The organism is Streptomyces nitrosporeus (genome assembly GCF_008704555.1).
In the GTDB taxonomy this organism is placed as follows: Bacteria; Actinomycetota; Actinomycetes; order Streptomycetales; family Streptomycetaceae; genus Streptomyces; species Streptomyces nitrosporeus.
This window is the reverse complement of sequence record NZ_CP023702.1, coordinates 2889297-2915769: the sequence shown is the minus strand read 5'-3', so window position 1 is coordinate 2915769 and position 26473 is coordinate 2889297. Positions and strand designations below refer to the sequence as shown.

Here is a 26473-nt window from a genome sequence, read left to right as displayed (position 1 = left end):
GCCCGGTGGTGTGATCAAAGCGGCAGCCAAACAGGCACGGACGGGCTATCGCCTGCCATAACGTTCCTGGTCAGGCCGACGGTTCCGGGCCGCCCGCCGCCGTCACCAGCTCGATGACGCGGCCCCGGGCGAGTCGGCGCAGCTCCTCCGCGGTCAGGGAGCGCTCCTCGTCGGGGTCATGGGTCAGCCGCGCGCGGATGGCAGCCAGCACCTGATCGACGTGCTGGGACGGCGGCACCCCGTCGAGACAGATGGCGAACACATGTCCGAAACGGCTCTCGTACGCGGCGTGGGCCGCCCGGAGCGCGAGGTGGGCGGCGCGCGGTGCCGCGTGGTGCAGGCAGGGGGCGGACTCGGCGGCGAGGGCCTCGGCCAGGTCGGCGGAGCCCAGGTCGTAGCCCGCCTCGTCGGAGGCGGCCAGCAGGGAGGAGAGGTCCGGGTAGGGGCGGTGCGCGGCCAGCCGCAGGGCCCAGCGGCGACTGCCGCAGCACTCCAGCAGGGCCGCCTCGGCGACGCGCCGCGGCCAGGCGTTGAAGCGGGCGAGCCCGTTCGAGTGGGCACCCGGGCGGATGCTCACCGAGACTGGTTCCGGACCTGCCGTCCGACCGGGCGGCAGGCCCGGCCCGGAGGCGTTTCCGGTGCCCAGGGCCGGGGCGCGGCCCTGGGCGGGAACGGCGGCGGTCCGCCCGGCCCGGCGCCCTCGCTCAGGCAGGCCTGCGGGGGACTCGCTGGACCTGGACAGCAAAAACTCCTCGTACGGATGGTGTCTGTGCCCCTGGAGACGGACAGGGGAGCGGCGAGGTTGCGCGGGGGGAGAGAGAAGGCAGGGACGAATGTGTCGCAACGGTAGCGAGACCGGGGGGCGAGTACGCGAAGCCCGCGTGAAATTCACCCGGACGGGAGAGTTTCGCGGCTTCCGGCGAACGCGCGGACGAGGTGAATGTCTATGTTTCCCCTGACTTGCTTCCCTTTCCCCTGAGCCCCCGCCTTTCCCCGCGCCCTCCCACACCCCACGTCCCCCGCGTCCCCCCTCATGCCCCTCCCACGCCCCCCACGATCCGGAGGATTCCGACCGATGTCACCCTCACATCGCGCCACCCCGCCCTCACGCGGAGCCCTGATAGCCGCCGCCGCCGTCACCGTGGCGGCGGCCGTCACCCTCACCGTGGTCGTCTGGCCCGACGGGTCCGGCTCCGGGCCGCAGAACGGCTCGGCCTCCTCCCGTACCGCCCCCTCGCCGTCCCCCACCCGCAGCTACCCGCTCTCCGAGGCGCCGAGGACCGTACCCGCGGTGCGCGAGCACACCCCCGCGCGGGGGCCGGGCTGGAAGCCGGGGAAGAACAGCACGGTCGTCGCGGCCGACCACGCGCTCGCCGACGAGGCGAAGACGCTCGCCGGGGAACTGGGGATCAGTTACCGCGGCGAGACCGCGGCCCGGGCCGGGGACGTGGAACTGGCCCTCGGGAAGAAGGGCGAGGGCGGTGCGGAGTCCTACACCCTGAAGACCTCGGGGAACCGGGTGACCATCAGCGGGCCCGACCAGGCCGGCGTCTTCTACGGCACACGCACGCTGGTGCAGTCGCTCGCGGCGGACGACACCGTCCCGGAGGGAGTGGTGCGGGACGCGCCCGACCGCCCGCAGCGCGGCTTCAACCTCGACATCGCGCGCAAGCACTACAGCGCCGAGTGGATCGAGGCACGGCTGCGCGAGATGGCCGACCTCAAGCTCAACCAGCTCGGACTGCACTTCTCCGACGACCAGGCCTTCCGGATCGAGTCCGAGACGCACCCCGAGGTGGTCTCCGAGGACCACCTCACCAAGGCGGAGGTCCGCCGGATCGTGAAGCTCGCCCAGAGCCTCCACATCACGGTCATCGGTGAGATCGACTCGCCCGGACACCTCGGCGCCGTCCTGAAGGCCCACCCCGGCCTGCAGCTGCGCGACACCCAGGGCACCGCCCGCCAGGGAGCCGTCGACATCTCCAAGGCGGAGTCGGCCGAGATCGTCGACGACCTGCTGCGCGAGTACGCCGAACTCTTCCCCGGCCAGTGGTTCCACGTCGGCGCCGACGAGTACCAGGCGCTGACCGTCAGCGACCCGGCGGCCTCCTACCCGCAGCTCGCCGTGGCCGCCCGTGAGAAGTACGGCGACGGCGCCACGGTCCAGGACCTCACCGAGGGCTGGCTGAACGACCGGGCGGCGGTGGTCCGCAAGGCGGAGAAGATCCCCAAGGCGTGGAACGACGGCTTCTTCAGCGGCGGCGCGGTCACCGCGGGCAAGGACATCGAGGTGGAGTACTGGACGGGCAAGGAGATCGGTGCCCGGCCTCCCCAGGACTACCTGGCCGAGGGCCGCAAGGTGATCAACCTCAACGACGAGTTCCTCTACTACGTACTCGGTGAGCCCAACGAGTTCGTCTACCCGACGGGGGAGCGGATCTACGAGCAGTGGACCCCGTTCGTGCTGCGCGGCACCGAACCGGTGGCGAAGCGCTACTCGAAGCAGATCCTGGGCGGCCGCTTCGCCGTCTGGGGCGATTTCCCGGACGCCCAGACCCAGGCACAGGTCGCCGAGGGCATCCGGATGCCGCTCAACGCGGTCTCCCAGAAGCTCTGGGACCCGAGGAAGCCCGCCCTGACCTGGGCCGAGTTCCAGCAGCTCGCGGACGAGGTCGACACCCCGGACCGATCCACGGCTCCGTAAGTTCATGGACATGACTCGTGCCACCGGCTAGGTTCCGGTTGCCGCGCGTCCCGGGGAGGGGCGCGCGGCTCTGTGTACGAAACAAGACCCTGGGGGGCTTTCCATGCTCTGTTCCACCTGCGGCAGGAGACCGGTGGTCCCGGGTACCGCCGGCTGCACCCGGTGCACGGTGCTGCACTCCTCGCCCCCGGGCGCGCTGATGGCGCCCCTCCCGCCCCCCGGGGCGGAGGGGCTGTACCGGCTCCGCTCACCGCGGGGGCTCGCCGTCGCCGTGGTCGCCCTGCTGGCAGCCGTAGCCGCCGCGGACCTCCTCGCGGTCGTCTCCGAGGTGAACCTGCTGCGCGTGTACAGAGATTCCGAGGGCTCCTTCGTCGTCCTCGACGGGCTGCGGACCGCCGAGAACCTGGACACGGTGGCGACCAGCCTCCAGATACTGACGAACCTGGCCACGGCGGTCGTCTTCCTCGTCTGGTTCCACCGGGTCCGGCGCAACGCGGAGGTGTTCGACGCCGGGGCGCAGCCGATGAAGCCCGGCTGGGCGATCGGCGCCTGGTTCGTGCCGATCGCCAACCTCTGGCTGCCGCGCCGGGTCGCCGGAGGCATCTGGGAGGCCAGTGTCCTGCCCGGCGGCGGACCCGGCCGGCGCGCGGATTCGCCGCTGGTGCTCAACCTGTGGTGGGGGGTCTGGATCTTCGACCTGGTCTTCGGCCGGTTCGCCTCACGGCAGTACACGGACGCGGTGGTTGCCGAGGACATCGTGGAAGGGCTGCGGCTGCTCCTCGTCTCCGACGCGCTCGACGCAGTGGCGGCGGTCCTGGCGATCCTGTTCGTGCGCCGGCTGACCGCGATGCAGGGGGAACGCGCCACGGCGCTCGCCGCGCAGGTGTCTTCCGGGGGGCCGGTCCCGGCCTGAGGGGGAGACCCTGAGGGGGAGGCGGTTTCCGGCCGTGGGATGCCCGTGAGCCTTCCGGGGCCCGGGAGCGCTCACGGGCATCCCAGGTCGCCGACCGGCTCGGAGAGTGATCACTCGCGTTGCCGGAGCGATGCTCTCCGGCGATCCGGCGATCCGGCGATCCGGCGATCCGGCGTACGCGAGGACGGGAGCGAGCCACCGAGGGCCGAAGGGCGCCGCCGGAGCGCCCGCGTGCTCCACCGGCGGCTCCGCCCGGGGACGCCCCGTACGTATACGAACGCTCCTCCGCCCCGCGATGCGTCCCGTCGTCCGAACGCCGTGTGCTGACCCGCCGGACATGACGGGACAGCCCGTGGCGCGCGCGAAGATAGCAGATTGATCGTGTCTCCGACGTAAAAGATCGATCAATTAGGCCGATCGGATGATGATGGACCGTTTCGCCGGACAGGGCGAGGTGACAGCGCGGATGATTTTGGATGAGGTGCGCGTTCCATCCGGGCGTCGCATTCCGGCCGCCCGGACGTCTTTTTCGATCCTGGAGGATCCATGCGACACGCTGTCTCCCGCCCGCGCATACGGGCCCTGGCCGTGGGGCTGACGCTCGCCGCGGCCACACTCTTACCCGCAGGCTCCGCCGGAGCGACCGACCAGTACGAGTGGGCCGCGCTCGGCGACTCGTTCACCGCCGGCGTCTTCGTCGGCGACCCGCAGCCTCCGCTGGGGGATCCCTCGCAGGACGGCTGTGCCCGGACCAGCGCCTCCTACCCCAGCCTGGTCGCACAGGAACTCGCCGCGTCCCCGCCGGGCAAGAGCGTCCAGATGACCAACGTCGCCTGCAGCAGCGCCGTCATAGCGAACGTCGCCAAGGTCAAGCAGACGCCGATCAGTCCGGTCGAGATCCCCGCCGACGGCTGGCCCGCGGTGGACACGCAGATCAAGCGGGCCGGGCTCGACAGCGAGACCGACGTCGTCACCGTCGCCATCGGCGGCAACAGCATTCCCTTCGGCGACATCTTCCCCAAGTGCCTCGAACAGGGCGCGTTGGACGGGTCCTGTCGTGATTACTTCACCAACCCGCCCGCGGGGGTGGAGAGCATCCAGCAGAGGCTCACCCGGGTCCGGGGCGAGTACATCGAGATGCTGGCCGCGGTACACAAGGCCGCGCCCAACGCCAAGGTGCTCGCCGTCGGTTACCCGACCATCATGCCGACCGACGCCACCGACTGTGACCGCGGCTCCCTCACCGAACTCGGCGAGACCACCCACGCCGACGTCGACTGGCTCCGTGACGGCGTCCTCAAGCCGCTGAACAAGACGATCAAGCAGGCCGCGTCGTTCTTCGGCGACCGCTACGTCGACATCGCCTCCTCCAGCGAGGGCCACGACGTCTGTCAGCCCGAGGGCACCAAGTGGATCGAGGGAATCTGTGGCGACGCCGCGGACTACTGGCCCACCACGTTCCCCGGTACGGACGTCGACTGCGGCCCCATCGGGAAGCACGCCACGATGATCCACCCCAACGCCGCGGGACACGCCAACACCGCTGTCGAGGTGGAGCGCGCGGTCCGCATCGCCCTCCATCACCACTGACCCACCGGTCAGAGGTCTGACGCCGGAGCCCGCCCCCCGGCCGGCGGCTCCGGCGTCAGCGCCGTCTTCGGCCCGACGTCCCGGCCAGGCGCGAGCGCCGCGCGGGCCGTGTGCCCATACGTCGTACGGACGGGTCCGAACAGGATCGAGGAGTGCTCAGCAGGATCGAGGAGTACTCAGCAGGGCGGGGAGCGAGAGACGCTATTCAGGTGGTCCGGCGGAAATAGGCTTGAAGAGGTCTCATTCGTAAGTTAAAATTCCCTGCGTTTCATTGCGAAATTGTCTTTTGGCCTGCGGAAACGTGGATTCAGGGGCATTCCGTCGCCCCGGCACCCCTCCGCGTGAAGGATCAGCCCTCACCATGTCCACCGCGTCGCATCCGCTCCACCGGTACGGCTGGAACGATACGTTCGCAGCCGGATTCGGCCCCTACGAAGCCGAGGGCCTCCGCCCCGGCCGGGTCGTGCGGGTCGATCGCGGAAGCTGCGAGGTCGTCGCCGTCGAGGACGGACAGGTCGTCTCCTCGCGGGCGGACACGTGGCCGGTGGCATCCGCCGACCTCGTGAACAATCCCTGCACCGGCGACTGGGTGGCACTCGACCCGGACCAGAAGGCCGTCCGGGCGCTGCTGCCGCGGCGTACCGCTTTCGTCCGGGCGGTCTCCTCGCAGCGGTCCGAGGGCCAGGTGCTGGCCGCCAACATCGACCAGCTGCTCATCGTCGTGTCACTCGCGGACGAACTCGACCTCGGACGCGTCGAACGTTTCCTCTCCCTGGCGTGGGCGAGCGGCGGACAGCCGGTCGTGGTCCTCACCAAGGCCGATCTGGTACCCGATCCGGTGACCCGCTCCCATCTCGTCGAGGACACGGAGCGGGTGGCCCCCGGGGCGCGTGTGCTCTGCGTCAGCGCGGCCTCGGGGCAGGGCATCGCCACCCTCGCGGCCCTGGTCGGCGGCGCAGATGCCGGGTGCGGCGGGACGGCTGCTCTTCTCGGCCGGTCCGGGGCCGGGAAGTCCACTCTCGCCAACGCGCTCACCGGAGCGGATGTGCAGCGGGTCGCTGTCACGCGTGACAGCGACGGCAAGGGGCGGCACACGACGACGACCCGCGATCTCCTGCCGTTGCCGGGGGGCGGGGTTCTGATCGACACGCCGGGACTGCGCGGAGTGGGACTGTGGGAGGCGGACACCGGAGTCCCCCGGACCTTCCCCGATATCGAGGCCCTGGCCCGGGAGTGCCGTTTCCACGACTGCGCGCACGGAGTGGAGCCCGGGTGCGCGGTGCGTGCGGCGGCCGAGAGCGGGGAACTGCCCCTGCGGCGGCTCGGGAACTACCGGAAGCTGCTCCGCGAGAACGAGCGGATCGCCGCCAGGAGTGATGCGCGGCTGGACGCGGAGATGCTACGGAGCTGGAAGCAGAAGACGACGCTGGGCCGTCATATGAGGGAACGCAAGCGCGGCCCGCAGGGCCCGCCGCGCTGAGGCCGGCGGGCGCCCGGTCAGCGTGTCACGCAAGCCCGTTCCGAGGACGGATCGCGGCCTGATCCGAGTCCGGGTCGTCGCCCTGGGTGTCGGTGTCATCGGACGCGGCGTTCCGGATCGAGGGGGATGCGCCCAGTTCTTCGGCCAGTTGGGAGAGGTCCGTCGAGGGGCCACCCTCGTACTTCAACTTGTAAGCGATCTTCGCCTGCTTGGCTTTGGCACGGCCGCGCCCCATGAATTCGCCTCCCTAGACGAGGTTGTGCACCCATTCGCCCGGCGCTGTTAACGTCCGCCCAGCGTCTCTACCCCAGCGCTTCACTCGGAACGCACTCGATTCAGCTTACCACGCCGATTGTTACCCAAAGTGTGAGGGTTCTCGGCCGCCGGGCATGCCGAGGCCGGGTGCGCGGACACGGTGTGACCTGTGACGATCGGCCGCTGAGGCGTGATCCCGCAGGCCCGTGGGGCGGGCGGGACCGGCGGGGCGGGCGCGGGTCTCCGTGGTGATCACAGAGTGTCGCAACTCCATGATCACCGAGAGCCCTGCGCCCGCCCCGCCCCTGCTCGGGGCCTCCTACAGGCTGTCCCGTAATCCCTGGCGGGCGCGCGACGACAGCCACGGCACCTCGCGGCGTTGTCGGAACGTCCGCATACATCCAGTATGCGAACGCCCCTCCGCCTTGCGATGTACCGCGTCTGACGCCGCACGCTGCTCCACCACGGATTACGGGACAGCCTTTAGGACCGAATACTGGCCACGAGGTAGTTCACGATGGCCGAGACCGTCTGCTGATGCCAGACCAGGTTGGCCGGGAGCTTGCGCTCCAGGAGCCGTTCCAGCCGACGGCGCAGGACGATCGCCATCACGGAGTCCAGGCCCATCTTCAGCAACGACCGGTCCGGGTCGAGTTCTGCCGGATCCAGCCGCATCTCACTGATGACGACCGACACCGTCTGCTCGTGCAGCAGCGCCCGGAGCGCCTCCTCGGACAGCTCGGCGAGATTCTGATGGCCGGCCGTCGGCTCCTGCTGCTCCGACGCCGCCGTCTCGCCCTCGGCGATGTCGCGCAGCAGCCCCGTCCGGCGCGCGCCGTCCGGGAGCGGCACGGGGCGCAGCACCGCGAGGGAGGCGACGCCGGCCCGGCCGGCCTGTTCCCAGGCACCGAAGGCCTCGGGCGGTGTGATGGCCCCGACACCATGGGCCTGGAGCTCGGCGTCCACGGCCGCGTTGTCCGCCATGCCCATACCCCGCCAGGACGTCCACGCCAGGCTCATGCTGCCGGTGGCGCCGAGGGTGTGGTCGTACGCGGCCATGGCGTCGAGGAACGCGTTGGCGGACGCGTAGGCGGCCTGGCCGGTCAGGCCCAGGAACTGCCCGCACGACGAGAAGTGGACCAGGAAGTCGAGCGTCCCCGGCGGGAAAAGCCGGTGCAGCGTCAGCGCGCCACCGGCCTTCGGCCGCATCACCGCAGCCAGGGAGCCGGCGTCGAGCTGGTCGACGAGCTGGTCCTCCAGCACGCCCGCGGCGTGCACGACCCCGCGGATCGCAGGCATGCCCAGCGCGTCCGGGGCCAGGGCCGCCGCCGCCGCATCGGCGTCGGACAGGTCGACGGACAGCACCCGTACGGTCGCCCCGAGGGCTTCGAGCCCGCGGACGGTCTCGATACGGCGTGCCTGGACCGCGTCGGTGACCGCGTCCCACCGGGACCGGGGCGGCAGCGCACTCCGCCCGGCCAGCACGAGGCGGCGCGCCCCCCGCTCCACCAGCCACCGGGCGATGTCGCCACCCAGGCTGCCCAGACCGCCCGTGACCAGGTACGTGCCGTCCGGCCTGCACCGCAGAGGGGCCTGCTCCGCGCCCGCACCCGGTTCGGAGCGGACCAGACGGTTCGCCAGGGCCCCGCCCTCGCGGATCGCGACGACGTCCTCGCCAGGGTTCGCGGCGATGACGGCGAGCGCGGTGACGAGGTCGTCCCTCGTGGGCCGCCGGCCGAGATCGAGCGTGCCGCCCCACAGTCCGGGGTGCTCCCCGCCGACGACCCGGCCGAGACCCCAGCGGGCCGCCTGGGCCACGCTCCCGAGGCGGTCCGCCTCGCGGACGCCGGAGGTCAGCGACCAGAGCCTCGCCGTACCGGGCGGCCACGCGCCGAGCCGCTGCGCCGCCCGCGCGAGCAGCCACGCCTCCTGTACGGCCCGGTCCCCGGCCTCCTGCCCGGGCCGCTCCGCCGACGGCAGCACGAGCACGTCCACGGGCCCGGGCACCTGGTCGCGCAGGACTCCGAGACCGTCCGGATCCTCCGTCACGAGGCAGCGGAGCCCCGCGTCCCCGGCAGCGGCCCGGAATTCCGCCGTCAGCCCGCCGTCCGCGCCGATCAGCACCAGGGCCCGGGACGGGCCGGGGGTGCCGGCACCGTCGAGGGTCAGCGGCTTCCAGTCCATCCGGAACAGCAGTTCCCCGGGCGTGCCCGGACGCGTCCCGGCCTCCGCGCCCGCGTACCGCACCCCGGCGAGCACGGCCACGGTCCGCCCGTCCTCAGCCGAGATCCGCACATGCACCGTGCCGTGGGCGCCGGCGGCCGGGCCGTCGAGGAGCGCCTCGACGCGAGCGCGGGCCGGGGGCTCGCCCGTGACCCACACGTGGTCGGCCCCGGCCACCACGCGCAGCGCGGCGGGGCCGGGGAAGGCGACGGCCGCCATGGACAGCGCGGCGTCGAACAGCGGCGCCCAGGCCGCCGGGCCGGAGGCATGCTCATCGGCCGCGAGGACGTCCGCGCGCAGCCCCTCGGAGACGCGCTCCAGGCGTTCCACGCGCCAGGGGAAGGCCATGGACGGCACGCCGACCGCGGCGAGGCCGGTATGGATCCGGTCCAGGGGGAGCTCTGCGCCCCCCTCGGCGCCGACGGCCGGAAGGGACGGCGGCGGGAGCGCGTCGGCCGCGGAGTGCACGGCGGACACGGAGGCCACCGCGTGGGTCAGCCACTGCTGCCCGTCCGCGTCCGGGCCGCCCTCGTCCGGACCGGTGGGCCTGGACAGCAGGCGGACCACGCCGTCCTGCGCGATCACGTCGATGTCCCGGGCCGCGGTCAGGGTGAGCGGCAGGTCGAACGACACGTCGGAGAGGCCGCACGGTCCTTCGCCCCGCTCCGCCGTGTCCAGGAACGTCTGGAGGACGACGGCCGCCGGGAGGATCTCCACGCCGTGGATGGTGTGGCTTCCCGGGTACGGCCGGAGCTCCATGTCGACGCGGGTGCGCCAGACCTCCAGCGGTGTGCTCCCCGCCAGGGTGGTCCGTGGCCCCAGGACGGTACGGCTCGCCGGGTCGTGGCGTCCGCGGTCGGCCCTGTGGACCGGCAGGTCGCGCCAGTACCGCTGGCGCCGCCAGCTCCGGGGCGGGAGCGACAGGGGCTCCGCACCCGGGGCCGGGGCCCAGCCGAGGGCGACTCCGCGGCAGTGGAGCAGCCCCGCGTTCACGAGGAGCTGCTCCCGCTCCCCGGTGCCCCGGCGCAGGGAGGCGGCGACACAGCTCCCCTTGACCCCGGCCGTGTCCAGCACCTCCTGGACGGAGTGCACGACCACCGGATGGGCCGACACCTCCAGGAAGGTCCTGAACCCGTCCTCGGCCGCAGCGGCCACGGCGCCGGACAGCCGTACCGGGCTGCGCAGGTTGGTGGCCCAGTAGGCGCCGTCACGGGGGGCCGCGTCACGCGGGTCCTCCAGCGCGGTGCTGTAGACGGGGATACGGGGCGGGCGGACGGTGAGGTCGGCCGCGGCCTCGGCGAGCTCCTTCATCAGGGGCTCCATCTGCGGGCTGTGGAAGGCCACGTCACTGCTGACCCGGCGTACCAGCACGTCCGGGTCCGCCGCCAGCTTTCCGGCAAGGGCGTCGATCTCCGCCACCGCCCCGGACACCACGGTCGTGGTGGGCGAGGCGAGGACCGCGGGAACCACACCGTCGACGCCGGTCAGCCGGGCAGCGGCCTCGTCGGCGGGCAGGCCGATCATCAGCATGCCGCCGGCCCCGGCCACCCGGCGCAGCAGGACACTGCGACGGCACACCAGCCGGGCGCCGTCCTCGACCGACAGGATCCCGGCCGTCGCGGCGGCCGCGATCTCCCCCATGGAGTGACCGATGACGGCCGCGGGCTCCACCCCGAGCGACCGCCAGACGGCGACGAGGCCCATCTGGACCGCGTAGATCATCGCCTGGGCGACGTCGGTGCGGGTGACCTCGCCTTCCTCGATCATCTGCCGGGCCGTCGTGCCGATCTCCTCGGCGAAGACCGGCCCGATCCTGTCGATCACCTCGGCGAAGCCGGGGTCCGTGGCCAGCAGTTCGCCGCCCATGCCCGCCCACTGGGCGCCGGTTCCGGAGAAGACCCACACCGTTTCGTCCCGGCCCTCGCCCGCCACCGTGCCCTCGGCGAGACCGTGGCCCGTCTCCCCCGCGGCGACGCGGCGCAGCCTGCTCTCCAGCTCCGCGTGGCCGGCGGCGACGACGGCGGCACGGCGGTCCAGATGGCTGCGCCGGGCCCCGAGGTCCTGCGCGAGCGCGGCGAGCGGGACGTCCGCGCCCGGTCCGCTCAGCCAGTCGGCGAGCCTGGCCGCGTCCTCCCGGACGGTCGCCCCGGACCGGCCGGAGAGCGGGAACAGGCGCGGCAGAGCCGCGCCGCCCCCGGACGCGGCCGGCGGCTCGGGACGTGCCGGCGCCTCCTCCAGGACGATGTGCCCGATGGTGCCGCCGTAACCGAAGCTGGAGACACCGGCCCGGCGGGGCCGGTCCCCACGGGGCCACGGGATGCGCTCCGTGGCCACCCGGAGCCGTGACTCCGCCCAGCGGATGCGCGGGTTGGGGGTGGAGAAGTGGACGTTGGGCGGGATCTCCTCGTGCACGAGCGCCAGGATCGTCTTGATCATCCCGGCGATCCCCGAACCGGCTTCCAGGTGCCCGATGTTGCCCTTCACCGAGCCGATGAGGCAGGGCCGGTCCACCGGGCGGCCCGCACCGAAGACCGAGGCGAGCGCAGCGGTCTCCAGCGGGTCGCCTGCCACGGTCCCGGTGCCGTGCGCCTCCACGTAGTCGACGGTGTCCGGGGCGATGCGGCACTGCGCGTAGGTCCTGCGCAGCAGGTCCGCCTGCGCTTCACCGTTGGGCGCCATGATGCCGTCGGTACGTCCGTCCTGGCTCACCCCGGTGCCGCGGATCACCGCGAGGACGCGGTCCCCCGCCCGCTCGGCGTCCGACAGGCGCTTGAGGACGAGTACGCCCGCCCCCTCGCCCCGGCCGTAACCGTCCGCCGAGGCGTCGAACGGCTTGCTGCGGCCGTCCGGTGACGTGGCGCCCGCACGGTCCAGGGTCACCGAGACGCCGGGCGCGACCATGAGGTTCACGCCCGCGGCCAGGGCCAGGCCGGACTCCCCGGACAGCAGGCTCCGGCAGGCCAGATGGATGCCGACCAGGGAGGCGGAGCACGCGGTGTCGACGGCGAGGCTGGGGCCGCGCAGGTCGAGGTTGTGGGAGATGCGGTTCGCGGTGGCGCACAGGGCCGCGCCGATACCGGTCCAGGGCTCGATCCGGTCCAGGTCCTCCAGCAGCCGGCGCCCGTAGTCGTCCGAGCCGACGCCCACGAAGACACCGCAGTCGCTGCCGCCCAGGCTGAGGGGAGGGATGCCCGCGTGTTCCAGTGCCTCCCATGCCAGTTCGAGCAGCAGCCGCTGCTGCGGATCCATCAGCTCGGCCTCGCGCGGCGAGATGCCGAAGAACTCCGCGTCGAAACCGGCGATGTCGGTGAGGAAGCCGCCGCGCGTCGTGGTCTTCCGGAGGACGGCCGCGTGGCCGTGACCGGTCTCCGCGTACGGCGCCCAGCGCTCCGCCCCGTCGTCCCGGGTGCCGTCCCGGCCCTGGACCAGGAGGTCCCAGAAGGCGTCGGGGGAGTCGGCGTCGCCGGGGAACCGGCAGCTCAGCCCGACGACGGCGACGGTCTCCTCGGGCCCGGCGGGGCCCGGTACCGGGGTGGCTCCCGGGCCCGTCATGCCTGGCTCCCCTCGGTGCCCCCCGCGTGCCAGGAGGGGATTTCGAGCACCGTGACGACCGCCGCGGTGATCATGATTCCGGGCCCGGCGCTCATCATCAGGAGGTGGTCCCCGGGGCTCACCTGCCCGTCCTCGACGAGGTGGTTGAGCTGCAGCCCGACGTCGGCGGCGCCGGCATGGCCCACGTCCCGGAAGAAGTCGACGCCGCCGAGGGACGCGTCCAGGCCCATCGGCCGCAGGTGGCTTTCCAGGAAGTCGGGGCTGCCCGCCCCGAGGTGGAGCACCTTCGACAGGTCCGCCACGCCGATACCCGCTTCGCCCGTCACCTGCTCGATCAGCTTCGACCCGCTCGCGGCGTAGTCCCGGCCGATCTCGGACGCCTTCGGGCCCAGCTCCTCGACCATCGCCTCCAGATGCTCGTTCATGTCGAGCTTCCGCCCGGTGGTGAGCGCGGGCGGGAAGATCGGTTCGTGCCCGCGGTTGAGGATCTCGAACTGGGGAAGCGACACCGATTCGACGGAACGCAGCGCGGCCCAGCCGGACCGCTTCGACAGCACCACCGCCGAGGCCGCGTCGGCGAGCACCGCGTCACGGTGGGCGTACCAGCGGTCGACCGAGGGAGCGCCGAAGTTGTCCGCGCTGCTCACCAGGGCTCCGGTGCGGGACGGCGAGCACAGCAGGTACTGGGTGGCCATCTCCAGGGCGGCGAGGAACGCGTTGCACCCCTGATCCACCGTCAGCGCCGGGATCGGGGTGCCGAGGGTGGAACGCAGTACGTAGTGCGGTGCCGACCAGCCGTCAGGGCCCTGGTGGTAGGCGCAGGAGTGGATGAGGATGTCGATCTCCTCCGGGCCGAGCCCCGAGCGGCCCACCGCCTGGCGGACGGCCGCCACCGCCATGTCCGGTGCGGAGACGCCGTCGGAGACGGCGATACTGCGCCAACCGCACGACTCCATCCGCTCCTTGTCGTACGAACCGTTCCGGACCGCCTCGGCCGCACTCACCCTGGGCGGAATGTACGCCCCGGTCCCGGCCAGGAAGATGTTCTCTGTTTTCACTCTCTTGCTTCCTTACTGACCGGTCCGGGGCCTGATGACCTTCCCGGTCTCAGTGGTCGGCAATTCCGCCGCGGCGGCGAAGACATGGGGGACCTGGGAAGGCGACAGCTTTTCCCGGCAGAAGCGGTTCAGCTTGTCGAGGTCGACCGTGCCGGGCGTCACCGTCGCGCTGATCCGCTGTCCGAGGAGCGGGTCGTCCACACCGGCCACCAGGCAGGAGGCGACGTCCGGGAAGGCGAGCAGGACGGATTCGATCTGCTCGGGGCTGATCTTGGCCCCCGCGACGTTGATGCTCGTGGACAGGCGCCCGACGAGGACGAGCTCCGACGCTTCCCACCGGGCCAGGTCACCCGTGGTGAACCCGCCGGCCAGTGAGGCCGGGTCGACGGTCCCCGCCTCGGCGTAACCGAGCATCATCGAGGGGGACGTGACGGTCACGAGCCCCGTCCCGGCCGGGGAGCCGCCGGCACCGTCACCGGGGTCCCCCGGGACCGGGGCGAGGCGGACGTCCACCCCGGGCAGGGGTGCGCCCGGCCCCAGCACGCCCGGCCGCCGCGGGGCGGGAGCGCTCACACAGATCGGCCCGGTCTCGGTGGTCCCGTAGACCTGGCCGGTGTGGCCGCCGAGCCGGGTCCCGACCAGTTCGGCGGTGTGCGCGTCCAGGGCCATACCGGCGGACAGGAATCCGGCCCTCCGCCCCTCGGGCGGCGCGGTGCGGGCGGCCTTGGCGAGCATCCGCAGCATGGGGGGCACACCGACGAAGAGCGTCACCTCACCGGCGTCGAGCTCGGACAGCAGCACGCGGGGTCTGCCGGGTGGCAGGAAGCGGACGGGGGCCCCCGCCAGGGGGGCGGCGAGGGCGCACAGTCCGAAGCCGTACGCGTGCTGCAGGGGTACGGGACAGAGCAGCCGGCTCTCCGGACCGAGGTCCAGGGCCACGCGGTAGTGCTCCGCCTCGGCCAGCAGGGCGGAAGCGGAGCGGAGCGCGACCCTGGGGTACCCGGTGGTGCCCGAGGTGATCTGTGCCGTGGCCGCCTCGGCGAAGGCACGGCCCCGCGTCGCTTCCCGGCCGGATGCCGGGGCACGGCTCAGCGTCCGTGCGCCGCGGGACACGGCCGTGACCGCAAGAGCCAGCGGCGAATCGTGGGCGGCCGACAGGAAGTCGAGCGCGCAGCGTTCCTGGATGCGCTGCAGCTCCCACGGCGTCTGCCGGCGCGAGAGCGGTACGGCGACCGCTCCCGTGGAGATGATCGCGAACACATCGCTGACGAACTCCGCCGCGGGCCAGGCGACGGTCCCCACCAGGGCACCCGGACCGACACCCGCCGCACGCCAGGCACGGGCCTTGGCGTCGACGTCCTCCAGCAGCCGCCGCGCGCCGGTCGCCCCGGAGCCGTCGCTGATCAAGGGCGTGTCCCCCAGGCGGGCGCACCGGTCGCGCAGCAGGGAGAGCAGTGCGGCACGCGCGTCGGTCATCCCAGGACGACCAGTGCGCGCCGCAGTGCCCCTGCCGCCTTGTCGAGGACGGACCGGGTGTGCGCGGTGCTCAGGAACCACGGCTCCAGCGGGTTGGGGTGGAAGTACACGCCTTCCCTCTGGGCCAGGATCTGGAACCGCCGGTGCTGGGAGAAGTCGAAGGCTTCGGCGAGGCCGCGCAGCGTGTCGCTCTTCTCGAGCGGTTTCCTGAGCAGGGCCACACACATCAGGGTGCCGACGCGGTTGATGTGCACGGACCGCCCCTCCGCGGCGAAGACCTCGCGCAGCGTGTCCTCCGCGGCGGCGCCGACGCCTTCGAGTTCCTCGTAGAGGCCGCGCTGCGCGCGGATCTTGGTCAGCATGGTGACGACCGCGCGGAGGGACCCGTGGTTCCCGGCGTAGACACCCGCGTGGTGCGCCTCGTTCGAGGCGAACAGCCGCATCGCGGCCTTCCGTCCGCCGAAGGCGGCGACGGGGAACCCCCCGCCCATGACCTTGGACAGCACCGTGAGGTCGGGCTCGACGCCGTAGCGTTCCTGCGCCCCTCCCCGGGCGACCCGGAAACCGGTGATGACCTCGTCGAAGATCAGCATCGATCCGCTGCGCGAGGTCAGGTCGCGCAGGAGCTGGAGGAAGCCGGGGGCCGGGGGGATCACACCGGCGTTGGCCAGGACCGGCTCCAGGATGACCGCCGCTATTCGGTCACCGTCCCGGGCGAAGAGCTCCTTGACGGCCTCCGGGTCGTTCCACGGCACCTGCGCGGTGTGCCCGAGGGCCTCGGGGATCATTCCCGGCGCTCCCGGGACGACGTCCGTCGGCCGGGTGCCCTGCACCTGGAGCGTGGTCTTGCCCGCGCGTAAAACGGTCTCGCTCCAGCCGTGGTAGTGCCCCTCGAAGGTGACGACCAGCTGGCGGCCCGTAGTGGCACGGGCGAGCCGCAGTACGGAGGTGACCGCCTCCGTACCGGAGTTGGCGAACTTGATCTGCTCCACGCCGGGCACCAGTTCGGCGACGAGGGCTCCGGCCTCGGCGTCCAGCTCGTGCGGCAGACCGGTCATGTGGCCCTTGGTGAACTGGTCGGCCACGGCCTCGGCGAGGTCGCGGTCCGCGTAGCCGAAGATATGAGGGCCGTAACCCATGTTGAAATCGATGTACTCGCCGTCTTCGACATCCCGGATCAGGCAGCCGTCGGCGCGCCGCACCACGAGGGGCTGGGGGACGGCCGCCGCACGCATGCTGCTGCTGACGCCGCCGACGACGACCTCTTTGATGGCCTCGAGGTACTCAGCGTTCGTCTGGAGCTCACTGTCCGCGCCACCCATGACAACCTCCGCCTTCGTCCGCCTGACCTGGCACCACAGGATGCCTCAAGGCCCTGGTGTCCGACAGTGACCGTTCCTGGAATGGCTGAATCACGAGGGCGTCCGGCCCGCCCCGGGTGGCAGGATCGGCCCGGTGTCCGGACTCGTCCAGCGGAGGGGGGATGTGATGCCTTCTCGGAGCGTCGCCGTCGTCACCGGAGCGGGGTCCGGCCTCGGGGCCGCCATCGCGGTACGGCTCGCCGCCACCCACGACCTGGTACTCACCCATCTGACCCGGGACTCCGGGCTCGCCGGCACCGTGGACCGGGTGTCGGCGGCCGGTGCGGACGTCCTCACCACGGTGGCCGGGGACCTCACGCGGCGGGAGACCGTGGAGCGCCTGGAGGAGGCCATGGCCTCCTGCGGCGGGAGACTGGACGTCCTCGTGTGCAATGCCGGGGCGTACGCGTACGTGCCGTGGCAGGAGACCGGGTGGGACGACGTGCGCTCGGCCGTGGACGTCAACCTGCTGGCGCACATCGCCTGTGCGCGTGCCGCCACGCCCCACCTGGTGGCACGCGGAGCGGGCCGGATCGTCGCCGTGTCCACCGTGCTCACGCGGATCGGACGTGTGGAACTCGTCCCGTACCTCGCGGCGAAAGGCGGCCTGGAGGCGTTTGTCCGCGCTCTCGCCCGCGAACTCGGTCCCCACGGGATCACGGTGAATTCGGTGCGGCCGGGGCCGATCGAACTGAGTACCGATCAGAGGTCCCATCCGGATTATCCGTCCTGGCGTCAACGGGAATTCGACCGGCAATGCCTCAAACGACATGGCCGACCGGAAGACGTTGCCGAGGCTGTAGCATTTCTCGCCTCACCCGAAGCCGGGTTCATCACAGGGCAGAGTCTGACCGTGGACGGTGGTTGGGACCTCAACTGACCTGTATGAAACGAAAATCGATCCGGGAATAAAAATACTTATGGCACACGAAGAGGAAGACAGTTCCGTCACCCGTGTACTGCTGGTGCGGCACGCGCAATCGCAGGCCAGCGTACGGAAGGTGATAGCGGGTTCCCGGACGTGTGCCGGTCTCACGGAGCTGGGCCGTACGCAGGCGGCGCTGCTCGCGGCACGGCTCGAGGCCGAACAGCTGCCGCTGAACTCCTTGCTGACCAGCCCGGTTCGCAGGGCCCGGGAGACGGCCGATGTCCTGGCGGGCGTTCTGTCCCTCGGTCCGCCGACCGTCGAGCCGGAGGTGCGGGAGCTGGATTTCGGGGCGGCCGACGGCCTGTCCATCGACGCGTACGAGCGCGTCCACGGTGCCTTCGACATGATCGCCCACCCCGAGCGGCCCTTCGCCCCCGACGGGGAGAGCTGGAGCCGGTTCCGGCTCCGGGCGGGCCGTGTCATGGCGGACCTGCTGTCGCGCCACCGCGGGGAGACCGTCCTCGTGGTGTGCCACGCGGGTCTCATCGTCGCGGTGATGTCCGCACTGCTGGACACCGTCCCGCCGGTGCTGTTCACGGACTCGACGCCGGGGCCGACATCGATCAGCGAGCTCGCCCACGACGAATCCGGGTGGACCATGCTCCGGTTCGACGACACGAAGCACATCGACGAGGCCAAGTGACGGAGCCGGTCGGTTCCGGTCCTCCGTGACGGCCCGCCGGCGGGACCGGTGGGCCGTTTCGTCCTCTGCGGCTGATGGCGGGCGGTTCCGGCTGCCGTGCCGGGCGGGCGCCGCGGCGCCCCACAGGCCCGGTGGGACCGGGTGGGGTGTACGCGCCGGCCGGGGCCCGGGAGGGTGCCGGACCAGTGGATCACGTCCGTGACGAGGCCGGGCCCGGGGCCGGATCCGGGTCTCCGCGGCGGCCGGTGGTGATCAGCCGGGCGGCGGCGGAGAACAGCCGCGGCCGACGGGACTCTGGCGGCCCGTGTACCGGCCGGGTCAGGGCGGGACGTCATGTCCACGCCACCTCCGGGGCTGTCGTCGCGAGCCCGCCGGCGGGCAAGCCTTCGGGCCGCCGCCACCCGCTTCCGCGCCCGGGGCCCCCACGGGGCGGCCGGTTCGCCTGAGGTGCCAACCCGTATGGGCAGTCTGTAAGCTACAGGAGTGACCACAGAGCAAAACACACCAGTCAACAGTCCCTCGAACGACGTCGTCGAGATCGCGGAAGGCGAGCTCTGCTCCTACGCCGTCGAAGTCTGGGTCAGCGATGTGGGCATTCTGACGGACAAGGAAGCGCTCCTTTCGATTCTCCGCCGTGCGGCCACCGCGGGTAAGGCCACGGTGCTCGACGAGTCATCCCACGTCTTCCCCAATGGGGCCGTCACGGGGATGCTGCTGCTGTCCGCCTCCCACCTCACGGTCCACACCTGGCCCGAGTTCAGTCTCGCCAATATCGACCTGCTGGCCTACGGGCGGCTCAACGGCGAGCTGATGATCGCCGAGATCGAGAAGTCCCTTTCTCCCGAGCGCATCAACGTGTCCCGCCTGCACCGGTCGGTTCGCTGACGTCTGTTCCGGCCTGAGCAGTACGGCTACGGCCCAGGCCCGCTCGCTGTCCGCCCACACCCGGACCCACGCACGCTCGTCGCCCGCCCGGGCAAGCAGCCGGCCGGCGCCCGGGGCCGCCTGTTCGAGCCGGATACGCCAGAACGTCCGCGCCACCGGCTCCTCGCATGCCGAGAACGCCTTGAACGCGGCCTCCTTGGCGACGAAGAGTCTCCTCAGCGTGGGTTCGTCGGCGGGCACCCAAAGGCTCTCGCGTTCCTCCTCCCGCAAGAGGATGCGGTGGAGGCGCTCCTGTACGGTGTCCGTCTCCAGGTCGACTCCGACGCCCCGGGCCTCTTCGGCGCGGCACACGGCGGCGACGGCCAGCCGTGGGGTGTGGGCGATCGAACCGGCGAATCCGGCCGGGAACACGGGCGCCCCGTCGGGGCGCCGGCCGACCTCCAGCTTCGTGCTCCCCGACCGCCGCAGAGCGTCCGCCGCCGCCGCGCGCCCGGCCCTGTGCTGCTCGTGGGGGCCGTGGGGGGCGGGGACGTCGGCGGTGACGAGGTGGATCACGCGTACCGGGCGACGAAATCGCGGAGCGAGGCGATGGACTCCAGCGCGTCCAGGTTGAGATCCTCCGCGGCGATGTCCACGCCGAACCGTTCCCGCACCCGGCTGATGAGCCGCAGACCCGCCAGCGAGTTCAGGGCCACCTCGGGGCCGAACAGCCGTGTGCCGGAGGGCAGCCGGGCGAGGGCCTCCCACTCCGCTCCGACCGCCTCGGCGATCAGCTGCCGGAGCTCCCGCTCGAGTTCCGCATGCGTCTCGGCGGGCATCATGACTTTACTTCGACCTCGAGATCGATCCATCCGGGAGGGTCAGGCAGCGGACCGTCCGCAGGCCGGTAGGTGAACGTCACCAGCCGGTCCTCACCGGTCCCGGGTGCTCCTCCGGGGGACAGCCCGGATGCCGGTTCGGCACGGAAACCGAACCGCCTCAGCAGCAGCCGCAGTTCCAGATTGGCCTCGCCGATCCGGACCGGCGTCCGCACGGGACCGGCACCCGCCGTGCGGGCCTGGCCGAGGAGCCAGTGCAGGAACACCTCGGACACCCCGCGGCCGGCCACCCGGCAGGACAGCGTGAACAGCTGGACGTCCCACACGTCCGGCGCGGACAGCTCGGTGACGGCCGTCCCGACCAGGCCGTAGTCGCCGAACCGGTCGGACAGCTCCACCACGGGCACGAACCAGCGCGGGTCGTCGATCAGCGACCGGACCCGTTCGAGGTCCAGCACGATGCCGCTGGAGTTGAGCCGGTGTGTGCGCGCGGCCATCTCGGCGATCCGCGGGGCGTCGTCCTGCCGGGCGGGGGACACCCGCACACGCATGCCGCACCACCGCAGGAAGTCCTCCCGCGAGCCGGCGAAGGCCCCTTCGGCCTCCTTGCGCCGCTCCTCCTCGCGGTAGCGGCCGACCCGGTCCAGGCTCTCCGCGGTCATCCGTGACGGGTCGAGGGCGGGCAGGTCGAGCAGCGCGCCGGCCTCTTCGGGGGCGAGCGTGAGGACCTGCGGCAGGGCGGAGCGCACCTCGGCGCGTTCATACGGACTGTCGTCGACCAGGACCATCGACGCGAGGCCGATGCCCAGTTCCTCGGCGATGCTGCGCAGGGACTCGCTCTTGTCCTGCCATGCGACCCGCGGTGCGAAGAACCGTCCCGCCAGCTTCGGGTCGGCCTTCAGCAGGGCGAGGATCGAGGGATCGGAGCGGCTGGAGATGCTGCTGAGCACCCCGCGGCCGGCCAGACGGTCGACGAGACCCAGGACCTCGGGCTTCATGGCCGGCAGGGCGGCATCCCGGGACTCGACCGCGATGCCGTCCCACATCGTGTTGTCGAGATCCCAGACCACGCATTTGATCAGCGATTCCCGACCGGTCATGACCGGGATCCCACCTTGCGGAGCCGCATGGTCAGATGGGTCGCCTCGAAGTCGAACTGGCGGTAGAGCGCCCGCATACGCACGTTCTGCACATGCACCTTGCCCACGATCTCCTCGACGCCCTGTGCCCGCACGTACTCCAGGCCCCGTCGGAGCAGCAGTTCACCGATCAGCGTGCGCTCGGGGACGTCCGCCACCGCCAGGGACCGGAAGTTGGCGTAGCACTGGCCGCTCATGGGGTTGGTGTTCACGGTGATCCAGACCCAGCCATCGGTCGGCCGGTCGCCCCGGCAGGCCACGAACATCCCGTCCCGGGACCGGGCCATCGCCTTGCTCAGCCTTTTCTCGTGCACTTCCACGGCGGTGATGGCGTCGTCGGCGAAGGAGATCTTCGCGATCTCCACCTCGAACTCGGCCAATCGTGAGACGTCGTCCTCCCGGGCCTGGCGGACCGTGAAACCGTCGGAGTCATCGTGCATGATAGGGCTAATCATAGCTGACGGGCCGTGTCCCGGACCGGACGCTCCGCCCCCGCCTCGGCCGCCGCACCCTTCCTGACGAGGGCACCTGGACGGAACCGCCGCTCCCCGCACTTCGGGCACCCGGCCTCCTGCAGAGCGGTCACCGAGCTCCAGGGGGCCTCGAACCCCACCTCGAACCGTTCGTCACAGTTCATGCAGCGGTATTCCCGGCGGCGTTGCAGCTTCTCGCGGGTGTAGAGCGGGCCCTCGTACGCGTCCGCCGCGGACAGGCCGGTGGTGTTCGTGGTCAGCAGATGCTGGAAGAACCCCGTCCCGCCGAGGATTCCGCTGCCTTCGTATTCGTTGAAGTTGCGGATCATGGAATGGGTGACGAGGCCCAGATCGATGATCTCCCGCTGCACGTCCAGCATGTCGTTCGGGCCCTTGGCGCCGAAGGAGAAGAAGATGCTGCGCGCCGGGCCTTCCTCCAGGGCCTCCACGGCCCTGGAGAGGAACAGGCGCGCGCCTTCGGCGGTGTACGGCGGGTCGGTCATGGCCACGTCGAACTGGCCGAGCAGCCGTTGCGGCAGGGGCTGCCGCAGGTCGTGCTGGGTGAGGTCGACCGGCAGGGACAGATCGGTCGCCGTGTCCGCGATGAAGTCGAGGAAGTCCTCGGAGATGTCGACCACGGCCAGCCGTGAGGTGAGCGGGATCCCCAGAGCGCGTCCGACGACGCCGATCGCGAGCGAGACCAGGTCGTCGTCCCCGATCAGCACCAGGGAGCTGCCGGGCAGCAGGCCCGCGTTGATCAGCGCGAGGACCCTGCGGACCTTGGTCTCGGCCGTGCAGTGCGACTGGTCCAGGGAGAGGTCGACCGCGGGGCCCGCCGCCATGATCTCCCGCAGCTCCTCCACCGCGCCGGCCAGCTCCGGGGGGATCACGATCTCGTTGCCGTCGCAGGAGCGGCACACCGACGACAGGTCGAGCCCCATGCCGAGGGCGTCCGACAGGGACATGCCCTTCGGGGTGAGCGAGGACGGGCGCTCCTTGGTCAGCAGTCCCCGCTTGCGGAGCTCGCCGGCGACAGCGGCCACGAGCGGCACGGGCAGGGACGTGGCCCTGCTCACGTCCTTCACCGCGGGGTTGCCGAGGCGGCGGAAGGCGGCGACGACGGACCGGACCCCGGCCGCGCCTTCCTGGAGGCCCACCGCGTCGGCGATGCCCGTCAGGGTGGTCCCGGAAACCCGGCGCTCCCGTGATGTCGTCTCGCCAGCCATGTGAAATCCGTTCAGCATCGAGTGGAGGAAGCCCTCTGCATAGTACGGGCCGCTGATGGATAGCATCGCTGCGTGTCGGATCACGCGTATCAGATGCCAGCCCGGAAGAGTTCGTCCGAGGCGCCGTTGCGGTTGGAATGCCGGATATCCGGTGATCCGGCGGGGAGGCCGACGGTTCTGCTCCATGCGCTGGGGAACACGGGGCGGAGCTGGGACCGGCTCGTATCCGCGCTGAGTCCGCAGAAACGCCGCCTGTACGTACCGGATCTCCGTGGGCACGGGCTGAGTCCCCGGGCCGACGCGTACACCTTCGAGCTGATGTACGAGGACGTGATGTCCCTGATCGACGGGCACCGCCTGGGCGCCGTCGACCTGGTGGGGCACTCCATGGGGGGCCATGTCGCCTGGCTCATCGCCCAGCGCCACCCCTCCCGGGTCCGCAAGCTGGTGATCGAGGACACACCTCCGCCCCCGCGGGACGCGGCCGCGGAGGCGGAGCTGCGGGAACGCTCACGGGGGGCCGGCGGCCACGGACCCGTCATCTCCCTATACCAGGAGTTCCGCGAGCTGCGCAGGACGGGAGAGCTGGACAGCACGGCGGTGCGCCCGATCATCGACGGCCTCAGGAAGGTGGATCCGGGCTGGTGGCAGCGGCTCGGGCAGGTCACCGCCGAGACGCTGGTGATCAGTGGCGGGCTGTCCAGCCCGGTCCCCCGCGCCCTGCTGGCCGAGGTCGCCGAGGCGGTGCCGCGGGGGCGGCTCCTCGCCATCGACGCGGGCCACTACGTGCACCGCACCGAACCCGATCGCTTCTGCGCCGAAGTGGCCCGCTTCCTCGGATGAACCCCGGCCCCGGGGCGCCGGGGCGCGTTCCGTAAGGCCCGTCCGCCCGGAGTGCGCACGCCTTCGACGCCACGAGGGCCGGGGGGAGACCCCGAGCCGCGCCGCCGGGGCCACCCCGGTACGTCCGGGTACCGGGGTGGCCCTCTCCGCCTCACGACGGCGCGCACCGGACGCCGCCGGGCCCGCCAGGGGGCACAGAACGGCCCTCAGGCCAGGGGAGCGGCCGCCTCCTTCGCGCACCGGTAGGCGGACTCCACCACGAGCTGCACCTCCAGGGCGTCCTGGGCACCGACCTTTCCGTGCGGGGAGACGACGCCCGTCACCGTGTCGAAGTACGCCGAGATCGCGGCGAGCTCCGGGCTCCGCCCGCCCTCCTCGACCGTGCCGTCCGCCCGCCGCAGCTCGTTGCGGCGCACATCGAGGACGTGGTCGCCGTCCGCGGTGGTGACGGTGACCGAGGTCTCCAGCCGGCGCGCGGCCCGGTCGATCCGCAGCGTCGCCGGTACGCCCTGGAACGACATGTCCACCCGGGCCCGCTGCTCGACGCCCGTCGCGTCCACCTCGCACGCTTCGACGTCCGGCGGGCCGAAGACCGCCATGAGCAGGTCGATGGCGTGCGGCCCCAGGTCCAGGAGGGCCCCGCCGCCGGCCCGCCGCGCGTCGTCGTACCAGGGGGTGCAGGCCCGCCACACCCGGTTGCCGGGGGTGGCGAAGGAGAACTCGACGCGCTGCGCGCCGGAGCGCGCCACCTCGGCGAACGGCTTCAGCAGCGGGTGGAAGCGGAAGGGCATGTTCACACCCAGCAGCTTCTCGGCGGCCGGGTGTGCCGCCATCCGCCGCGCTTCCTCCACCGTGGCGGCGAGGGGTTTCTCGCAGAGCACCGCGATACCGGCGTCGAGCGCCGCCAGGACCGGTTGTGCGTGGGAGTCGTTGGGCGTGCAGACGCTGATCACGTCCGGGCGCGCCTCCTGGATGAGCCGCTCGACGGAGGTACCGGTCCACACCTGTGGACGGTCCGCCACCAGGGCCCGGGCGCGCTCGACGTCGCTGTCCACCAGCCCCACGAGGTCCATGGTGTCCCGGGCGTCGGCGCAGGGCAGGTGGTAGCGCTGGAACACCCTTCCGGCGCCCACGGCCGCGAACCGTATCCGCTCGTCGCTCATCGGTCAGCTCCTCAGCTGTGCGAGGGCGTGCTCACCGCATGCCCTCGCCGTCTCGGCGGCGAAGACCGGGAACGTCTGGCCGAGGTGTTCCCGGTCGTACGCGGCGATCATGGCGCGCAGTTCGGTCTCCAGCCGGTCGGCGAGTCCGGGCGGGTTCTCGTCCGCGAGCATCAGCCCCACGTTGAGGAAGGCCACGAGCAGCTCGGCGAGCCCCTGGTTCCAGCGCCGCAGCCGGCCGAGCAGGGGGAGCACGGACTCGGCGCCGGTGCCGCGCCCGGCACGGACGGCGTCAGCGATGCTCTGCGCCAGGAACGGGGCCTCGTTCTCCTTGCGGTCGTTGATCTCGGAGGAGACCCTGCTCCAGGCCGTCCACAGGTGCTCCACCCGCTCGTCCTCGACGTAGTAGTCACGGCGGGCCTGCCACAGCACCTCTCTGGCGGCGCCCTCCACCCCGTCGATCTCGGGCTTCTCGTACCGCGTGGCCTTCTCGTAGATCTCGGTGCCGCGGAGCGCGATGGCACGGTTGATCAGGAAGAACGGGTTCTCGCTCTCGTGCACCCGGGCGGCCACGATGAACCCCAGGTTCTCCCAGAGTTCGTCGAGCGTCGTACCGGGTTCGATCATGATCCAGCCGGGTTCCAGCTCGATGCGCTCCTGTTTGAACATGCGGGCGGCGTCGAAGTTGTACTCCACCGTGGTCCCCTTGCGGAACCGCTTCATCATGCCGGGCGACCCGGTCTCCATGCCGAGGAGCGCCAGGTCCATGCCGGCCCGGCGCAGGGTGCGCAGGGCCTCCCGGTCGATGAGGCCGGTGTCCACGCGGAACTCGCAGTGGAAATTGATCTTCAGGTCGCGGCGGAGGATCTCCTCGGCGAAGCCGACGGCGTGGTTGTAGCCGTCCTGGAAGGCGCCGCCGAAGTTGTCGTCGTTGAACCAGAGGAACCGGGTGCCGAACTCCCTCTGCAGGTACTCGATCTCGTCGACCGCGTCCTCCACCGGCCGTACGCGCCAGTACTCGCCCACCACTCCGGGCTGTCGCGGCGCGTAGCAGAAGGTGCACTTGGCGTGGCAGCCGCGGCTGGTGTACGTCGACGCGCGGGGCGTGGGGATGCCGTTCTTGCGGTGGTGGAGGAGGAGGTCGCGGCCGGGCCAGGAGACTTTGGCGAGGTCGGGGAGCTTGGGCGGCCCGCTGCTGCGGACGCGGCCGTTCTGCCAGAACCACAGTCCGGGGACGGTGTGCCAGTCCCGGCCGGCGGCCAGGCACTCCATCAGTCCTTCGACCGTGAGTTCGCCCTCGCCGAAGGCGACGCAGTCGGCCTCCGGGATGCGTTCGGCGATGAGTTTGCCGTTGTAGGTGCAGAACGCCCCGCCGATCGCGACGAAGACGTTGGGGTCCGCCTTGCGGACGCAGCGCAGGAGCCGGACCGCGTCGATGATGTGCAGGTCGTACATGATGCTGATGCCGACGAACTTCGGCCGTTCACGCCGGATCAGGTCGGTGATGGCCTCGTCACTCGGGTTCCGCCCGTGCAGGTTGAGTGCCTGGACCGAATACCCGCAGCCCCTGAGGTGACCCGCTATGCAGGCCACACCCAGGTTCTCCCGGACCCGCTTGTAGAACAGCCGCATCGCCGGGTCCAGAGACAGGTACTCCTCATCGTTGATGAGGACGTTCTGGTTGTTCAGGCTCGCGACGCCGGTGGGGATTTCCCGGGGGGTCAGCAGGACTGCATCTGCCATGGC

At 71.6% G+C, this 26473-nt stretch carries 20 protein-coding genes and 1 pseudogene; 8 read left to right on the top strand and 13 right to left on the bottom strand.

Going from position 1 to position 26473, the window contains the following annotated elements:
- Nucleotides 1-70: 70 nt before the first annotated feature.
- On the bottom strand, nt 71-577 hold the full coding sequence (locus CP967_RS12620) for a 2-oxo-4-hydroxy-4-carboxy-5-ureidoimidazoline decarboxylase (protein ID WP_190174954.1): 507 nt from the start codon (nt 575-577) through the stop codon (nt 71-73).
- Nucleotides 578-1075: 498 nt separating this feature from the next.
- Here CP967_RS12620 and CP967_RS12615 point away from each other — a divergent pair, with 498 nt between their 5' ends.
- From CP967_RS12615 to rsgA, 4 genes are all read left to right on the top strand, one after another.
- A complete protein-coding gene (locus CP967_RS12615) occupies nt 1076-2704 on the top strand; it encodes a family 20 glycosylhydrolase (protein WP_150488089.1) in 1629 nt (542 codons plus the stop codon).
- 133 nt (nt 2705-2837) lie between these two features.
- The gene (locus tag CP967_RS12610; protein ID WP_229888161.1) at nt 2838-3617 is read left to right on the top strand and encodes a DUF4328 domain-containing protein; all 780 of its coding nucleotides are present in this window, start codon (nt 2838-2840) and stop codon (nt 3615-3617) included.
- A gap of 546 nt (nt 3618-4163) precedes the next feature.
- A complete protein-coding gene (locus CP967_RS12605; protein WP_150488087.1) occupies nt 4164-5207 on the top strand; it encodes an SGNH/GDSL hydrolase family protein in 1044 nt (347 codons plus the stop codon).
- A gap of 361 nt (nt 5208-5568) precedes the next feature.
- Nucleotides 5569-6687 (top strand): ribosome small subunit-dependent GTPase A, encoded by a 1119-nt coding sequence (gene rsgA, locus CP967_RS12600; RefSeq protein ID WP_150488086.1) that lies wholly within the window; start codon nt 5569-5571, stop codon nt 6685-6687.
- Between the two features lie 25 nt (nt 6688-6712).
- Here rsgA and CP967_RS12595 read toward each other — a convergent pair whose 3' ends face one another.
- The 5 genes from CP967_RS12595 to CP967_RS12575 form a co-directional block, all read right to left on the bottom strand.
- Nucleotides 6713-6922, bottom strand: a complete 210-nt coding sequence (locus CP967_RS12595; protein WP_150488085.1) for a DUF3073 family protein — start codon at nt 6920-6922, stop codon at nt 6713-6715.
- 503 nt (nt 6923-7425) lie between these two features.
- Complete coding sequence (locus tag CP967_RS12590) at nt 7426-12717, bottom strand: type I polyketide synthase (RefSeq protein ID WP_150488084.1); 5292 nt, start codon at nt 12715-12717, stop codon at nt 7426-7428.
- On the bottom strand, nt 12714-13775 hold the full coding sequence (locus CP967_RS12585) for a ketoacyl-ACP synthase III family protein (RefSeq protein WP_150488083.1): 1062 nt from the start codon (nt 13773-13775) through the stop codon (nt 12714-12716). Before CP967_RS12585 ends, CP967_RS12590 begins: the two co-directional genes overlap by 4 nt.
- A 12-nt stretch (nt 13776-13787) precedes the next feature.
- Nucleotides 13788-15251, bottom strand: a complete 1464-nt coding sequence (locus CP967_RS12580; protein WP_150488082.1) for a class I adenylate-forming enzyme family protein — start codon at nt 15249-15251, stop codon at nt 13788-13790.
- Entirely contained in the window at nt 15248-16573 is a 1326-nt protein-coding gene (locus CP967_RS12575; protein ID WP_150488081.1) for an aspartate aminotransferase family protein, read from the bottom strand. Before CP967_RS12575 ends, CP967_RS12580 begins: the two co-directional genes overlap by 4 nt.
- A 166-nt stretch (nt 16574-16739) precedes the next feature.
- On the opposite strand from CP967_RS12575, the gene CP967_RS12570 reads away from it, so the two are divergent.
- The 3 genes from CP967_RS12570 (at nt 16740) to CP967_RS34580 (ending at nt 19068) form a co-directional block, all read left to right on the top strand.
- Nucleotides 16740-17492 (top strand): SDR family NAD(P)-dependent oxidoreductase, encoded by a 753-nt coding sequence (locus CP967_RS12570; RefSeq protein WP_150488080.1) that lies wholly within the window; start codon nt 16740-16742, stop codon nt 17490-17492.
- Between the two features lie 40 nt (nt 17493-17532).
- Complete coding sequence (locus CP967_RS12565) at nt 17533-18183, top strand: histidine phosphatase family protein (RefSeq protein ID WP_150488079.1); 651 nt, start codon at nt 17533-17535, stop codon at nt 18181-18183.
- Nucleotides 18184-18666: 483 nt separating this feature from the next.
- Nucleotides 18667-19068 (top strand): S-adenosylmethionine decarboxylase family protein, encoded by a 402-nt coding sequence (locus tag CP967_RS34580; RefSeq protein ID WP_229888162.1) that lies wholly within the window; start codon nt 18667-18669, stop codon nt 19066-19068.
- Between the two features lie 81 nt (nt 19069-19149).
- On the opposite strand, the pseudogene CP967_RS35390 reads toward CP967_RS34580, so the two are convergent.
- The 5 genes and pseudogenes from CP967_RS35390 to CP967_RS12535 all read right to left on the bottom strand — a co-directional run.
- Nucleotides 19150-19623 (bottom strand): annotated as a pseudogene (locus tag CP967_RS35390) (4'-phosphopantetheinyl transferase superfamily protein); the annotation flags it as partial.
- On the bottom strand, nt 19620-19886 hold the full coding sequence (locus CP967_RS12550; RefSeq protein ID WP_229888163.1) for an acyl carrier protein: 267 nt from the start codon (nt 19884-19886) through the stop codon (nt 19620-19622). The pseudogene CP967_RS35390 and the gene CP967_RS12550, both read right to left, overlap by 4 nt.
- Nucleotides 19886-20986 (bottom strand): FkbH-like protein, encoded by a 1101-nt coding sequence (locus CP967_RS12545; RefSeq protein ID WP_150488076.1) that lies wholly within the window; start codon nt 20984-20986, stop codon nt 19886-19888. The genes CP967_RS12550 and CP967_RS12545 overlap by 1 nt, the downstream gene beginning before the upstream one ends.
- A complete protein-coding gene (locus CP967_RS12540) occupies nt 20983-21465 on the bottom strand; it encodes a GNAT family N-acetyltransferase (RefSeq protein WP_150488075.1) in 483 nt (160 codons plus the stop codon). The genes CP967_RS12545 and CP967_RS12540 overlap by 4 nt, the downstream gene beginning before the upstream one ends.
- 11 nt (nt 21466-21476) lie before the next feature.
- The gene (locus CP967_RS12535; RefSeq protein ID WP_167535378.1) at nt 21477-22724 is read right to left on the bottom strand and encodes a bis-aminopropyl spermidine synthase family protein; all 1248 of its coding nucleotides are present in this window, start codon (nt 22722-22724) and stop codon (nt 21477-21479) included.
- A gap of 93 nt (nt 22725-22817) precedes the next feature.
- Between CP967_RS12535 and CP967_RS12530 the strand changes: the two genes are divergently transcribed.
- Entirely contained in the window at nt 22818-23567 is a 750-nt protein-coding gene (locus CP967_RS12530; protein ID WP_150488073.1) for an alpha/beta fold hydrolase, read from the top strand.
- Nucleotides 23568-23773: 206 nt separating this feature from the next.
- On the opposite strand, the gene CP967_RS12525 is transcribed toward CP967_RS12530, so the two are convergent.
- Both CP967_RS12525 and CP967_RS12520 read right to left on the bottom strand, forming a co-directional pair.
- Complete coding sequence (locus CP967_RS12525) at nt 23774-24730, bottom strand: Gfo/Idh/MocA family protein (RefSeq protein WP_150488072.1); 957 nt, start codon at nt 24728-24730, stop codon at nt 23774-23776.
- 3 nt (nt 24731-24733) lie between these two features.
- Nucleotides 24734-26470, bottom strand: coding sequence for a B12-binding domain-containing radical SAM protein (locus tag CP967_RS12520; RefSeq protein WP_150488071.1), 1737 nt, complete (start codon nt 26468-26470; stop codon nt 24734-24736).
- Nucleotides 26471-26473 lie beyond the last annotated feature (3 nt).